Raw genomic sequence first — 14,547 nt, forward strand, 5'->3', positions numbered from 1 at the left:
ACAGGGTATAATCCATAGTTGTTCTCGAATACTAACGCAGAAAGGAGGTTTTTGCATGAAGTATTTAACATGGGGCATTGTTGGAGCGGCATTATTTGCTGCTATGAAAGGCTATGGGAAATCAAGTCAAGCACAGAAGGAAGTGACTACACCAGTTCAAGTAGTTGCTAATGCTAATCCACTAACAGCCAATACACCGAAACAGTAAAACAAAGTGATAGCTTATAGATTGCTTGTATCTATAAGCTTACTGTAATTTTACATAAATAACCTATCGTTGGTATACTAGATCGTAAGAAGGAGGGGTGTATATGCTAAAATTTACAATCTTTCAGGAAGATGATCTGGCAGAAATTCTACAGTTGTTTTATGAAACCGTACATAGTGTAAATGCCAAAGATTATTCACAGGAACAATTGAATGCATGGGCACCGCTAGAAGAGCAGTCGTTTAAAATAACGGCTTGGCAGAAATCTTTAAAGAACAACAGAACCTATGTAGCTAGAATCCATCATCAAATTGTAGGCTTTGGTGATATAACGACTGATGGTTATTTAGATCGACTTTATGTACATAAGGATTTTCAGGGGCAGGGGATTGCGTCAGCCTTAGTTGATTTACTAGAAGCAGAGGCAAAAAAGCTTGGTCTTTCCCATATCTACACAGATGCTAGCCTAACAGCGAGACCATTTTTCGAGCGTAAAGGATATCAATGTAAACAAACACAAACCGTTGAACGTCTAGGCATAACGTTAATGAATGTTCAGATGATTAAATCATTGACAGGAGTGAGGACGAATGACGGTAGTCTATGATAAAGCAAAATATCAAATTGAAGGTGATTTTCCTGATGGCATAGCTTTCGAACAAGCCTATGTTCATACAGGAATGTTTCTAGGCTGGATTGTGGATCATCAATTGTATAGTGAAGAATTTGAGGAAGATGCTCTAGATGAAATTGAAAAATTTAAAACAAGACATGTCACTGGTCCTCAACTTTATCAAGCGTGGGATGGTGTTTTGGCTGATGATATGTTGAACGATGAGGGGAACGCATTTGCCCAATCATATTTTGACTTCGAACAGGGATTATTTTTGCAAGATTATGACAACGTTCTTTCAGGATATGATTCATTTTATCATGTAGAAGATACATGGGAGAACTATTTTAAAATAAAAGAGAAAATGGATCAGCGTTTTCAGGAATGGAAGAAAGCAAAAGACCCAGCTTAAGATTGGTCTTCTGCTTCGTTAAGTAAACGATGGATAGTTAGAATGGCTTGTAAATGCATACCCTCATGGAATATGGTGCGGAATAGTACTTGTTCAATGGTTTGCATGCCCATTTCTATAGGCGTAAAATCTTCAACTAATCGATGGCCATAGTGTTCCTTTAATTGTGCTGGCTGCTGAGCCAAATATTTTTTTAATTCCTCAAATGTTGGCGTCTCTTCGTCAAAATGCTTAGGCGAAGTTCCGAAGCCAAACCATTTCATGAAAGCATCTAACTCCACATGCTTTTCTTTCGTTAAAGCTTCTATCCATAAATATTGATCGAGGTAAAGATGCCCCATATTCCAGCGGATATTATTGTAAAAACCAATTGGGATTATGTTCGCCCTTTCTTCCGATACATGCTCTAGTACTTGGAGCAACTCGCTACGATAGGCCTCTAACTGCTGAAATATATTTTCCTGTCTTTGATTCATGTTAAATCCTCCTTTCTAGTATGTATTGGCTAAAATGTTTCATTTTCCTGCAAAAAAAGAAGAACACCATTTGGTGTTCTCCTTGAGTTTATCTACTTTGTGTCTGTAACGCTAAACGGACACCGAGACCGATATAGACGAAGCCGACAGTTTTTTCAAGCCAACGTGAATTACCACTTGTTTTGGTAAAGATTTTTTCACCAATGAAGCTCGTAATAATAGCTAATAAGATTGTATACAAAGCACTCATCACGACAAATGTAATGCCAAGTGTTAGTAATTGGCTTGTGACAGATTGTTCGTTGTGCTGTACAAATTGTGGTAAGAAGGCAAGGAAAAATAATGCGGTCTTCGGATTTAAAATTTCTGCTAAGAAGCCTTGGCGGAATGAAGTACTAGCAGGGCTTTGTTCCACAATTGGTTGTTCGATTTTCTTTGGCTTTGTGAGAAGCATCTGAACACCTAAGTAAACAAGGTATGCCACACCAATATATTTCACTACTTCAAAAGCTGTGGCGGATTTCATTAAAATTGCTGAAAGACCTAAAACAGCTGCCAATGTATGAACTAAGTCTCCTAGACCAATGCCTAAAGCTGTATAAATACCGTTCTTTTTACCACTTTTTAATGTATGGGTAATCGTGATAATAACAGCAGGGCCTGGAATTAAAAATAATAAAAGAACTATTGCGATAAAAGATAACATGCGAAACCATCCTATTCTAATAAACTAATCATTCTAGGGTGAATGCATGAAATATTATATTCCAGCTACTGTAGGGCTGTCGATAAAGAAATATTGAAAAAGTAATGAAAAAATATTCTGAAAATAATTTATTATCACCTACAGTTACTTTTCTTTGTGATGATTAGAGGGTGTTGGTATTTTTTTTAATACCAACTACTAATATTAAGTGTTAGAATAAGCTTATAAAAATGAAGTGGAGGAATCAACATGTTAACAAGCCAACAAATACAAGAAATTTTGCCACACCGTTATCCATTTCTTTTAGTGGATCGCATTATGGAATTAGAGGAAGGGAAGCGAGCAGTAGGACTGAAAAATGTGACCATCAATGAGGAGTTCTTTAATGGTCATTTTCCTCAATATCCTGTGATGCCAGGTGTACTTATTGTTGAAGCGTTGGCGCAAGTCAGTGCAGTCATTATGCTGACAAAGGAAGGTAATGAAGGGAAATTGGGTTTGTTAGCGGGGATTGATCATTGTCGTTTTAAAAAGCAAGTAAAGCCTGGTGACCAACTACGTCTTGAGGTTGACATCACACGTGTAAAAGGCGCAATCGGTAAAGGTAGGGGCATTGCTACGGTGGATGGAGAAATCGTGTGTGAAACGGACCTTGTTTTTGCATTTGGCAATTAAAAAATTAAGTGCCACTGAATTTATGAAGTTTCACCATACGTAAATGACTTGTGCTGGAAAGCACGCCTGATGAATCATTAGCCGCTCCGTGCATCATCATTTAAATAACTTATTCAAGATTATATAAAACAATTTTAATGGATTAATGCGAAACGTAAGCATTTTTTTATGAAAACCTCAAATAATAAAGTACGAAAAATTATTTGGGGACGTGAAAATGTGAAAAAATTTTTACTGTTTTTACTACCACTTTGTTTGATCACGGTGTCATTATTTTATGTCAAAGTGAGTTCTTCTGAAAATAAAGGAAGAAAGTATTATGAAGAAGCGGGGCAAATTCTTTGGGAAATCAAAACAACTGAAAAAATCATTGCATTGACCTTCGATGATGGCCCACATCGTACGTATACGGCAGATGTTCTTGATGTATTGGAAGAACATCATGCCAAAGCCACTTTTTTTATTGTTGGTCAAAATGCAGAAAAAAATCCTGAACTGATTTCTAGAATGTATGAAGAGGGGCATGAATTAGCTAATCATACATTTACACACCCATTTAAAACAAATGTACCCAAGCTAATGAAAGAAATTCAACAAACAGATGAAGTGATTGCAGGTATTACCGGCTATCAGCCAACATTATTTCGCCCAGTAGAAGGACAATATACTGATGCAATGATTGATGCGATAGCGAAAGAAGGTTATAAAGTGGTCATGTGGTCCTGGCATTTGGATACGCTTGATTGGAAGAACCCTGGAGTCTCTCGCATCGTTAGTACGGTACTAAAAGGTGTGAAGGCAGGCAATATTGTGTTGTTTCATGATGGTGGAGGGAATCGAGCGCAAACCGTGAAGGCACTTGAACAAATTCTGCCTGAGCTTGAAAAACAGGGCTACCAGTTTGTGACTGTTTCTGAATTAATGGAAGTACAAAGGACCAATAAAAAAATGGAAAAAAAACAGTAGTGTTGAAATCCTTCTTTCAACACTACTCTTTATGTAAAGGTCATTTTAACATTTTTCTAATGTGTTTTAGTTCGGCAATCAAATAATCTATTTGCTTCTGCATTTGATCCATTTTTTTAACCGTTTGAATATCATCACCATTATTATTTTGAGAAGAATCATTATTTGCATTTACAAGTGCTTCTAGGGCAAGACCAGCTGCGATGGTTTGTAAGCCATCCCCTAGTGTTGAAATGGCTGTGCCAATATAGGATAACTTAGCCGCATAAATTTCTATGGAATCATTACTTTGATTTGGTTTATTATTTCTCCCCATTTTTCTTCCTCCTTACAGTTGTCATTACTTGCATCATATGCGTGAACAAGTGAAAAGGGGATTAATGTTTCTCATAGAGCTATTTGATTGCGTTATGAGAAATGGTAAAATTAACAGAACAAACATTTATTGGGGGAAGTGCCATTGTCACATGTAGAGCTTGTTGAAATGAATGGTGAATTGTTAGAGGGGATAGGCAGTTACTGTCTACGAAGCAAAAAGAATTCAGAGGGGTATCAAAACAAAAATAAATGGCTCAATCAACAGTTTGAAAAAGGCTTACAATACATACAGTTACTCGAAAACCATAAACAAGTAGGCTTTATTGAGTATACGGACGCGGAATACTCTTCAAGGGTCGTGTATGCTGATGGCTATGTTGTTATTCATTGCCTATGGGTAAGTGTTGTAGGCAATGGCTATGGGACACGATTATTGGCTAAGTGTCTTGAGGATGCAAAAATGCGTGGTAAAAAAGGCGTGGTGGTCATTACGAATGACAAAACATCTTGGACACCAAGCAAGGATTTATTTTTACATCACCAATTTCAACTCATTGCAACGGCCCCATATGATTTTGAATTATTAGTTTATCCATTTAGTGAAGATGTTGATTTACCATACTTTCCTGAAAATTGGCAAGAACGATTGGTGAACTTTAAAAACGTAACGATTTTACGGTCTTTTCAATGTCCATATGTGGAAGTTGCGACTGAGAACATTCTAGTGGCTGCTACTAAACTAGGTATATCAGTAGATGTGATTGACATTCAAAATAGAGAAGAGCTGATGGAAAAATCACCGACGCCATATGGCATTTTTTCATTCGTTTATAAAGGACAACTGATTTCTTTCCACCGCCTAACCGTTCATTCGGTCTATAAAAGGCTTCAAAAACTAACGAATAGTTGATAATTGCGTGCAACTTTTTTGGTCACTTGTACGTTATAATCTTATAGCATTTCTATGATTCTTTGAGTTTTTTGTTGACTGCGACTAGGAAATGAGTAAAATTAAAAGGCAGTACCATTATCTACCTTACTTAGCCCAACCAATGACCAGTCTATGGCTGAGAATAGGATAGGTGAATAGGTGCTAAGATGCTAGATAGGATGAAGCATGATAGGACAATGTCTGTCATGAAATTTGGACAGTCTTTTTCTTTTCGTCTTCTATATAACCTGTTAAGATGGTAGTAGTGTGACAACAAGTTAGTTAGTGTATATGAGAGTGGTGACAATCAAGATGGATGAACAGAAAAAAGAAAGTACAGAACAGCAGCAAGAACCGAATACAACTGAAATAAAGCCGGCAGGGCAATTTATACAACTGAAACCGTTTAAATTTATCATGCTAATGTTCTTTACAATTCTTATTACGGCTGGTTTAACGATTTTTGCGTTAACATTTGGTGATAAGAAGGTAGTGGAAGTGAAAGTTCCGATTGAACGTGCGGAATTTACAAAATTATATGAAGCATTTGATTTACTGAAAAATAACTATTACCAAGATATTGATGATGAAAAAGTAGTCGATGGTGCCATTAATGGGATGTTCGATGCTTTAGGAGATCCGTACTCTGATTTTATGGTGAAGGAAGAAGCAGATCAATTTAATTCTGGCTTATCTTCTAGTTTCCAAGGAATTGGTGCAGAAATCCAAGAACGTAATGGCTATATTACAGTTGTGTCACCTATCAAAAATTCTCCTGCTGAAAAGGCAGGCTTATTACCAAAAGATATCATCTTAACGGTTGATGGGAAAAGCATTCAAGGCTTAAGTGCAACGGAAGCGGTCGCGCTTATTCGTGGGGAAAAAGGAACACCAGTGAAGTTAACGGTGAAACGTGGAGAAAACACGGAGCCTATTCAAATGACGATTGTTCGTGATGATATCCCAGTGGAAACTGTTTATGGCGAGATGCTTGATGGCAATATCGCCCATATTCAAATTACATCGTTTAGTGAACAAACGACGCAAGAGCTTGAAAAAATCCTTGCTGAGTACGAAGGTAAAGGAATGAAGGGCATTGTTTTAGATTTACGTCAAAATCCTGGTGGCTACTTAACGGCTGCAGTAGATATTTCTAATTTATTTGTGCCAGAAGGTAAAGCGATTGTTCAGGTACAAGAAAAAGAAAAAGAGCCAGAAATTACAAATGCCATTGCAGGTAAAAAATATAACCTACCGATTACAGTGCTTGTCGATAGTGGTAGTGCTTCTGCCTCTGAAATTTTAGCAGGTGCATTAAAAGAATCTGTAGGTGCCAAAGTTATAGGTGAAACATCATTCGGTAAAGGAACTGTCCAAAATGTGACACCATTAAAAGATGGCTCTAATCTGAAATTTACAACAGGTAAATGGTTAACGCCGAATGGCAACTGGATAAATGAAAAAGGTATTGAGCCTGATGTCAAAGTTGCTTATCCATCGTATGCCTCTTTACCATATTTAAATGCCTCATTAGAAATGAAGGCAGGCTTACAATCTGACTCTGTGAAAGCAGCAGAGGAAATGCTCCAAGTACTAGGGTATGAGCCTGGTGAAATTGACGGTATTTTTGATGAAAATACAGAGCGTGCTGTAGAAAAACTACAAGCAGCGAATAATCTTGAAGAGACAGGTATTTTAACAGGCAATACAACGTACGCATTAATGGATGCTTTACGTGCAAAAATGAAAGCGGATGATCCTCAGTTATTAAAAGCGAAAGAGGTCCTTTTAGGGACAGCTGAAAAAACAGAGCAATCAACAAACTAACAGTGTAGCTGTCGCAGCAGTCGTCTTTCACGGCATCTGCGACAGCTTTTATTATGGGAGGAAAACGAAAATGAAGGATGTTTACCTATTTAGTGGCTTTTTAGGGAGTGGCAAAACATCGATGCTCACAGATGTCATTCGCCAACTAAAAGAAAAGAATTTAAAACCTGCAGTCATTATGAATGAGCTTGGCAAACTGCCATTTGACTCACAAGCAGTGGAGAAAGACATTCCTCTTAAGGAGATGCTAGAGGGTTGTATTTGCTGTTCAGGTGCTGAAAAAACAGAGGCGCAAATTCAATCTCTTCTATTAGATAGTGATTTTGATGTGCTAATTATAGAAACAACAGGTGCTGCACATCCTGTAGAAGCTTTGGATGCTGTTTATTCTCCACTTTTTGCCGATAAGCTAAATATCAAAGGTATTGTAACCGTGGCAGATTCAAAGCTCTGGCTCCACCGTGATACGTTAACACCACAAATACGCTCTTTATTTATGGAGCAAATCCGCCATGCGCACTTATTACTAGCAAATAAAACAGATTTATTAACAGAGGCGGAGCAAGGGCAAGTGGTCTATGAACTCCAAGGCTTAAACCCACATGCTTTTATATTGCAAACAACAAATGGGCGAGTACCGCTAAGCTTATTAGAGGATTTAAAGGCAACAGCACAAGTAGATAAGGCAGACATAGTCAAAGCACCTATAGCCTCTATGCAACTTGGCTCACGCTTAGTAGCATTCACGGATATGGCATTTACACAGGAGCAGTTTGAAGATTGGGTTCGCACATTGCCTGAAACCGTCTATCGTATGAAAGGCTATGTGCCGATAGAGGGTGTAAAAAATCCCATGCTGTTCCAATATGCATATGGAATGGTGCAATGGCTACCTGAATTTATTAAAATGCCAGCTAAGCTTGTCATCATCGGTGAAAATGTAAGTTCTTTACCTGTCATTGGGATAGAATGAATAAAATGTAAACCTGCGAATTTTTGCACATCTAGACAGTGTGGAGATTTACGCAGGTTTTTTTATTTTTATGTAAATGAATTGTAACGCCCTTGTAACATAACTGTAATATTGAAAACGCAATAATCACACGACACTAGGTATCTCTTGGCCTAGCCAGTAATCGAAGGAAAGAAAATAGCATGTGAATCTAATGAATAAAACATACAATTTTTATTCATTTTAGGTCCATAATTACGAAACTATTTGCTAGTTTAGGAGGGGTGTCAACCCTCTTTCAAACGTAAGTATTTCATAGATTGGAGAAACTTAGTAAAAAATAGTGCGAAAAAAACGCGGTTTTCCGCGGATTTCTTTCTTCGTTGGGGTAGTTAGAAGATGTTGGTAAAATTTTAAGGAAAATTGTCCTTTACGATAAGTGGCATAGAAGGAGGAATTGCAAACATGAAAAAAACACTAACTGCAATTTGTGCAACATTTCTTTTAGCAGCTCCAATTCAAATAGCTTCCGCTGCTTCCAATACAACAGAAGGGAATTCAGTACAGCAATCAACGAACTGTAAAGTTTATTATTATAAATGGTCAAACAACAACCATCAATGGAATATTAAATTCCCACAGGCATCTACACCATCTAAAGAGACGCCTACAACAAATAATAATACACAAACAAAACCAAATACTAATCAACCATCACAAAATCAAAAGCCAGCAACAAAACCATCTACATCTACACCATCAACAACAACTTCAGATGTAAACGCATTTGAACAAGAGGTAGTGAAATTAACAAACGCTGAGCGAACAAAAGCTGGTTTATCACCGCTACAAACAGATGCGAAATTAATGGCTGCAGCGCGTGAAAAATCACAAGATATGCAAACTAACAACTATTTCTCACATACAAGCCCAACATTCGGTTCACCATTTGATCGTATGAAAGCTTTAGGCATCACGTATAAAGGTGCAGGAGAAAACATTGCCAAAGGTCAACGTTCACCACAAGAAGTAGTACAAGCGTGGATGGATTCACCAGGTCACCGTGCGAACATTTTAAACGGTAAATTTACGCATATCGGTGTGGGTTACGTGAAATCAGGTAACTACTGGACTCAACAATTTATTCAAAAATAATATGGTTTGAACAGAAGATGCCCTATCAGTTTTAAAAGACTGATAGGGCATCTTTTTTTATTGAACAGATTGGGAAAAGAGGCGTTAGTAGTCCATTTGCGATGTATGAGGATATCGAAGCTAATTAAAAAATAACCCTCACCAAGATGCCTGTTTTTTTCCTTAAGGGCATCTTTTTTCATGTCTTTGAATCCTTCAGTGGTGGCGTTTGAAATCATTCAAAAATGCTTATACTCTCCAATAGAGGAGGCGTTTTATGGATAAAGTGGAATATATGATGAAAAGCCTGCAAAAAGCATTCTACCATTCATCTGATTTGACAGTCAGACAGGTAGATTGGCATGAAGGAAACACGGCTATTTTATGCTTTTACGCTTCTCTTGTTGATGCTAAGGAAGTACAAAAAGTATTAGATACGATTTATGCACGTTTAGATACAGATAAACCTTTTTGGAGTGAAACATTAATTACGACACTAGAAAATTTAGCTTTGCCCCAAGCGATTGAGCGAGTATGTCAGGGGGAAACCGTCGTGATTCTGCCTGAAACTAGGAAAATGCTGACGCTGACCATTGTCAATGAAGTACGTCGTAATCTCGAAGAGCCAATGAATGAACATATTCTTCGTGGCTCACATGAAGGCCTCATTGAAAGGGCGGACACCAATTTAGCGTTGATACGAAAGCGGGTGAACAATCCCGCGCTTGTTGTGAAATCTTTTTTAATTGGCCAACAAACCAAAACAAAAGCTTATTATCTCTACATGGATGGGGTGATTCAGCAGGAGACTTTGCAAGAGATGGAAAAACGGATTGCGGCTATAAATATCGACTATTTTTATAGTATTGGTCAATTAAGTGATGCGTTAGAGGATTCCGTACTATCCCCATTTCCACAATTATTAAATACAGAGCATCCTGATCGAGTGGTAGCCAATTTAGTGGAGGGCAAAGTCGTGGTCATGACAAATATTTCACCTTCTGCCTTGATTGGACCAGTTACGTTTTTCTCCTTCTATCAAACACCAGATGATTATAATGGGCGGGTTGTAGTCGGTTCCTTTTACAAAATTGTTCGTTTACTGTCGTTTATAACGGCTGTTTTTTTACCAGCTTTTTATATTGCTGTAATTAGCTTTCACTTTGAGGTACTGCCTTTGGAATTAAGTAATCAAGTGAAAAATGATGTCAATAATATTCCCTATCGTCCACTTATTGAAGCCCTTATTCTTGAAATTATAATGGAGCTCATTCGAGAATCAAGTATTCGTTTGCCGCAATCGGTAGGGCAGACAATTGGAATCGTAGGAGGATTAGTCATAGGGGATGCTATTGTTAGTGCGGGATTAGTATCGAATCTAATGGTGATTGTTGTTGCCTTAACAGCTATTTCAAGCTATGTCGTCCCATCCGTCGAATTGAATAGTACCATCCGCATGCTACGTTTTCCTTTTATGGTACTTGCCTCTTTATTTGGTTTTTTAGGGATTGTTGTGGGGGTTATTATTTTACTCATTCATCTTATCAGTTTAACGTCATTAAAACAGCCGTATTTTTCACCCATCATACCTTTTCAACCTAAAGCGGTTTATAAAATTTTTTTACGTTGGCCATTTATAAAACCAACAGTTCAGGTCACTTCCTTTCAACTACCTAAAGATGAACATGCAAAAAATGAGGATACACCATGAATGTTTCACTATCGAAGGCGCAATTTTTTTTACTATTATTTATTATTCAGACAGGTGTTGTGTACATCGCCTTTCAAACACCGTTAATTATTAACAGCCAAAATAGTGCTTGGCTTATTTTTATTGTAGCGAGTGTCATACATTATGGCCTGTTGCTATTGTTTGAACGTTATTATCGGTACTTCTATTTAAATGTTTTTTTTCGCTGGGTCTATCAAATCTATTGGTTGTTATTGACGGCTGCATTGATTGCGTACATGGGGTATGTTTTGGCATCGTGGGTACTACCACAAACACCTGAATGGGTTGTCGTTGTCATGATTGTGGCATTATCTCTGTATGCCAACTTAGTAAGACCAGAAACAGTCATCAATATCGGTGTGATGCTCATACCAATCATTTTACTCTTTGTCATTTTTTTAATGTTGGCCGTCCCAGATTTAACATGGAGTAACCTTTTCCCAATAGAATGGAACAATACGAAACAAATCATGGAGGGATTGATTCACAGCACCTATGCTTATTTTGGCATTGAAATGTACCTAATTTATAGACCATTTCTAAAACAGGATTTACAAGTAAAAGGCAAACCTCTATTGCTCTATCAACTGGTCATTTTTATGTTTTATTTTATTTCTGTTCTTTTTACGCAAATGTTCTTTGCTTTGGAGGAAATCAAACTAATACCAGAGCCAATTACGTATATTTTAAAATCTCAAGAAGTGACATTTGTGAAGCGGCTTGATATATTTTTCGTCTATATTTGGCTATCTTGGTCCATTGTCACTGTCATGATTTTCGGACTATCCTTTCGAGTGCTTTATTTGTCAAAAAAGAGGAAGCATCCGAAATGGAGTATATTCATCTATCATCTTTTATTAGCCATCCTTCCGCTATTTGTTATGCAATTTCAACGCATTGAGCTTGTCAAAAATTCTTTACACTACGTATTATTCGTTTTTACTTTTCTGTTACCGCTTGTCATTATCTGTTGGAATAAATGGAGGGGGAAAAGTGTATCGTAAAGGGATTATCATCATCTTGTCTGTATTTCTTCTAGCCAGCTGTTGGGATGAACGTCTTTATAAAAACTCTTCCGTTGTGACGCTCGTTGGTGTGGAAGGGCATATTGGGGAGTACAAAGGGTATTATGCCTATCCGAATACAACGGCTCAACAAAATGAAGTGATCGAAGCGGATGGAATTTCACCTAGAGATGTGCGCACTAAGGCCAATTTGAAAGTCGAACAGACACTTGATTTATCAGAGCTATCAACCATTCTTGTCTCGGATCAAACGGTGAGAGAGCCAATTTATGATATTTTGGATATATATTTTCGTGATCCGCAAAACCCCATTTCCATCAAAATTGCAATAACAGAAGGGGATGTCAAACCGTTTATTGACCTAACAAAGGATCTAGCGGGGAGTGCAGGAGGCTATTATGAACGCTTTATTGAAAGTACGGAGGAAAATACCTATTTCCCCAAATTGGATTTACAGACGATTGGCTCGATGTTATTCGAACAGACAATGGATATTGCTCTTCCGTATATTCAGCTAAGTGAGGATAGTAAACATGCTGTTGCGGCTGGTTTAGCCTTGTTTTCGGGTCAAACCTTTACTGGAACAGTATTAACGCCTAAGCAGTCCTTAATCATGCTGTTATTAATGAATCAATCTAGTAAACAAGCACGAATGAGCTATATGTGGCGGAACGACGGAAAAGATATTCCGATTACGGCGGATGTCATCCATGTGAAGCGGAAGTGGACGGTTAATGAGGAATTACGGCGAATCACTATGGATTATAGCATCGAGGTAGAAATCGAGGAATTTGCCAAAAACCATTTATATAAAGAGCCCATTCTTAAGGATGTTCAACAAATGATTCAAGATCATGTGCAAGCTGAATTTGAGGAAGTTTTACGCATTCTTCAAAATCAGAAGTCTGATACATTGGGAATTGGTCGTCATATTCGTGCCTTTCATCCAAAAATGTTCAAGGAGGATTGGCATGCTGAATATGCCTCATTGCAGCTAGTGCCGACGGTTCAAGTGAAAATTATTCGTACTGGTGTTTTACGTTAAAAAAATCGCCTTCTCAAGATAGAGAAAGGCGATTTTATGTCGTTAGATGGTTACTCTTTTTTGCACTATAAGCAGGCGAATCAGTAGGGTAATTGCGCCCATTGTCAAGCCTGCAACCAGTCCAATCCAATAGCCAAACGGGCCAACATCGGTATACGTAGCAAGGGCATAGCCAACTGGTAATCCAATCACCCAGTAAGAAATAATCGCCATTATAAATGTTATCATCACATCTTTATAGCCCCTTAATGCCCCTTGTACAGGTGCTTGGATCGCATCAGATAGCTGGAAAATGGCTGCATAGACTAAAAACTGTACGGCATTTTCGAGCACCAGGCTATCCGTTGTATACATATGTGCAACAGGCTCACGGAAAATAAATAAGATGCAAGCAGAAATAAAGCTAAATAAAATGGCTGTTCCTACACATAGATAACTATAAATTCGGGCATCTCGCATACGACCAGCACCAACCTCAAAACCTACTAATATGGTAACGCCCATGGAAATACTAAGCGGTACCATATATAACAGAGAGGTGAAATTTAATGCAATCTGATGGGCTGCAATAATTTCTGTGCTAAAATTACTCATCATCATTGTGACAGCGGAAAAAATACTCGTTTCTGCAAATAAGGAAATGCCAATCGGTACACCAATGAGTAAAATTTCCTTCCATCTAAGCCATTCAAGCTTGGGCCAATGATGAAACAGACGGAAACGTTCGAACGGTACACGTTTGGCGATAATCCAGACAGTAATCACGAAAATTAGCCAATACGTAATCGCAGTGGCTACACCAGCCCCGATCCCACCAAGTTCAGGTACGCCGAATTTGCCGAAAATAAATATGTAGTTTAGTACGATATTAATCGGAGTCGTCATTAATGTAATGATCATTGTGACACGTGTTTGACCAAGTGCATCAATAAAACAACGCATGACAAAGAATAAGAATAGCGGTAAAAGCCCAGCACACATCGCATAAATGTAGCCTTTCGCAATGTTATGTACAGCAGGTTCTAAGTTCATATTGCTAAGTATCCAATCGATGCCAAAGAAGAGTCCTGTGAAAATAATGACAGCAAGCAAAAACGCTACATAAATACCTTGTTGGACAGCCTTTTTCGCATCCATCTCTTTTTTTGCTCCGACAAGCTGTGAGACAATAGGTGTAATGGCAAGGAGAATACCTGACAGCCCTGTATAAATCGGCATCCAAATGGAGGAACCTATCGATACACCGGCTAAATCAGTGGTCCCATAGCGACTAGACATTAAAATATCAAAAAATGAAATGAGATAAATGGCTACTTGTGTCACTAAAATAGGGACAATCATTGTTAAAAGTAGTGCGTATTTTTCTTTGATTGTGGATGTTTGATACATGTATTATACTTCCTTCATGAACATAATGAACAAGTATAGCATATGTAAAGAGAGAAAAGCTGAAATTTTAATGCTTCATCTATATCTTTTCGTCAGCATATAGTAAAATAGAACACTGTAAACAAAAAAAGTAGTGCT

Annotated in this window: 16 protein-coding genes; 12 read left to right on the forward strand and 4 right to left on the reverse strand. The window is 37.8% G+C overall.

The features are described 5' to 3' along the window. Nucleotides 1-55 precede the first annotated feature (55 nt). From GJU32_RS23115 to GJU32_RS06205, 3 genes are all read left to right on the forward strand, one after another. On the forward strand, nucleotides 56-208 hold the full coding sequence (locus tag GJU32_RS23115; RefSeq protein WP_196426613.1) for a hypothetical protein: 153 nt from the start codon (nucleotides 56-58) through the stop codon (nucleotides 206-208). A gap of 103 nt (nucleotides 209-311) precedes the next feature. Beyond that, entirely contained in the window at nucleotides 312-815 is a 504-nt protein-coding gene (locus tag GJU32_RS06200; RefSeq protein WP_155591067.1) for a GNAT family N-acetyltransferase, read from the forward strand. Continuing rightward, nucleotides 799-1,233 (forward strand): DUF7832 domain-containing protein, encoded by a 435-nt coding sequence (locus tag GJU32_RS06205; protein WP_155591068.1) that lies wholly within the window; start codon nucleotides 799-801, stop codon nucleotides 1,231-1,233. Before GJU32_RS06200 ends, GJU32_RS06205 begins: the two co-directional genes overlap by 17 nt. Here the strand turns inward: GJU32_RS06205 and GJU32_RS06210 are convergent. After that, nucleotides 1,230-1,709: a DinB family protein gene (locus tag GJU32_RS06210; protein ID WP_155591069.1), complete on the reverse strand. Its 480-nt coding sequence runs from the start codon at nucleotides 1,707-1,709 to the stop codon at nucleotides 1,230-1,232. The genes GJU32_RS06205 and GJU32_RS06210 overlap by 4 nt on opposite strands. Before the next feature lie 88 nt (nucleotides 1,710-1,797). Beyond that, nucleotides 1,798-2,415, reverse strand: a complete 618-nt coding sequence (locus GJU32_RS06215; protein WP_155591070.1) for a LysE family translocator — start codon at nucleotides 2,413-2,415, stop codon at nucleotides 1,798-1,800. Nucleotides 2,416-2,664: 249 nt separating this feature from the next. On the opposite strand from GJU32_RS06215, the gene fabZ reads away from it, so the two are divergent. Both fabZ and GJU32_RS06225 read left to right on the forward strand, forming a co-directional pair. After that, nucleotides 2,665-3,090 (forward strand): 3-hydroxyacyl-ACP dehydratase FabZ, encoded by a 426-nt coding sequence (fabZ, locus tag GJU32_RS06220; RefSeq protein ID WP_155591071.1) that lies wholly within the window; start codon nucleotides 2,665-2,667, stop codon nucleotides 3,088-3,090. 219 nt (nucleotides 3,091-3,309) lie between these two features. Further along, nucleotides 3,310-4,056 carry a polysaccharide deacetylase family protein gene (locus tag GJU32_RS06225; RefSeq protein WP_155591072.1) on the forward strand — a complete coding sequence of 249 codons (747 nt, stop codon included), beginning with the start codon at nucleotides 3,310-3,312 and terminating at the stop codon, nucleotides 4,054-4,056. Nucleotides 4,057-4,096: 40 nt separating this feature from the next. Here the strand turns inward: GJU32_RS06225 and GJU32_RS06230 are convergent, their stop codons facing one another. Then, a complete protein-coding gene (locus GJU32_RS06230) occupies nucleotides 4,097-4,372 on the reverse strand; it encodes a translation initiation factor 2 (protein WP_155591073.1) in 276 nt (91 codons plus the stop codon). Nucleotides 4,373-4,516: 144 nt separating this feature from the next. Here GJU32_RS06230 and GJU32_RS06235 point away from each other — a divergent pair, with 144 nt between their 5' ends. The 7 genes from GJU32_RS06235 (at nucleotide 4,517) to GJU32_RS06265 (ending at nucleotide 13,020) form a co-directional block, all read left to right on the forward strand. Beyond that, the gene (locus GJU32_RS06235; protein WP_230874959.1) at nucleotides 4,517-5,284 is read left to right on the forward strand and encodes a GNAT family N-acetyltransferase; all 768 of its coding nucleotides are present in this window, start codon (nucleotides 4,517-4,519) and stop codon (nucleotides 5,282-5,284) included. A gap of 333 nt (nucleotides 5,285-5,617) precedes the next feature. Beyond that, complete coding sequence (locus GJU32_RS06240) at nucleotides 5,618-7,132, forward strand: lmo1851 family serine protease (RefSeq protein ID WP_155591074.1); 1,515 nt, start codon at nucleotides 5,618-5,620, stop codon at nucleotides 7,130-7,132. Between the two features lie 70 nt (nucleotides 7,133-7,202). Next, complete coding sequence (locus GJU32_RS06245; protein ID WP_155591075.1) at nucleotides 7,203-8,105, forward strand: CobW family GTP-binding protein; 903 nt, start codon at nucleotides 7,203-7,205, stop codon at nucleotides 8,103-8,105. 444 nt (nucleotides 8,106-8,549) lie between these two features. Next, on the forward strand, nucleotides 8,550-9,239 hold the full coding sequence (locus tag GJU32_RS06250; RefSeq protein ID WP_155591076.1) for a CAP domain-containing protein: 690 nt from the start codon (nucleotides 8,550-8,552) through the stop codon (nucleotides 9,237-9,239). A 256-nt stretch (nucleotides 9,240-9,495) separates the two neighbouring features. After that, on the forward strand, nucleotides 9,496-10,929 hold the full coding sequence (locus tag GJU32_RS06255) for a spore germination protein (RefSeq protein WP_155591077.1): 1,434 nt from the start codon (nucleotides 9,496-9,498) through the stop codon (nucleotides 10,927-10,929). Beyond that, on the forward strand, nucleotides 10,926-11,954 hold the full coding sequence (locus GJU32_RS06260; protein ID WP_155591078.1) for a GerAB/ArcD/ProY family transporter: 1,029 nt from the start codon (nucleotides 10,926-10,928) through the stop codon (nucleotides 11,952-11,954). The genes GJU32_RS06255 and GJU32_RS06260 overlap by 4 nt, the downstream gene beginning before the upstream one ends. Continuing rightward, a complete protein-coding gene (locus tag GJU32_RS06265; RefSeq protein WP_155591079.1) occupies nucleotides 11,944-13,020 on the forward strand; it encodes a Ger(x)C family spore germination protein in 1,077 nt (358 codons plus the stop codon). Before GJU32_RS06260 ends, GJU32_RS06265 begins: the two co-directional genes overlap by 11 nt. Before the next feature lie 42 nt (nucleotides 13,021-13,062). Here the strand turns inward: GJU32_RS06265 and GJU32_RS06270 are convergent, their stop codons facing one another. After that, nucleotides 13,063-14,409: an MATE family efflux transporter gene (locus GJU32_RS06270; RefSeq protein WP_155591080.1), complete on the reverse strand. Its 1,347-nt coding sequence runs from the start codon at nucleotides 14,407-14,409 to the stop codon at nucleotides 13,063-13,065. Nucleotides 14,410-14,547 lie beyond the last annotated feature (138 nt).

It is taken from the genome of Lysinibacillus cavernae (assembly GCF_009724685.1).
GTDB classification, from domain to species: Bacteria; Bacillota; Bacilli; order Bacillales_A; family Planococcaceae; genus Lysinibacillus; species Lysinibacillus cavernae.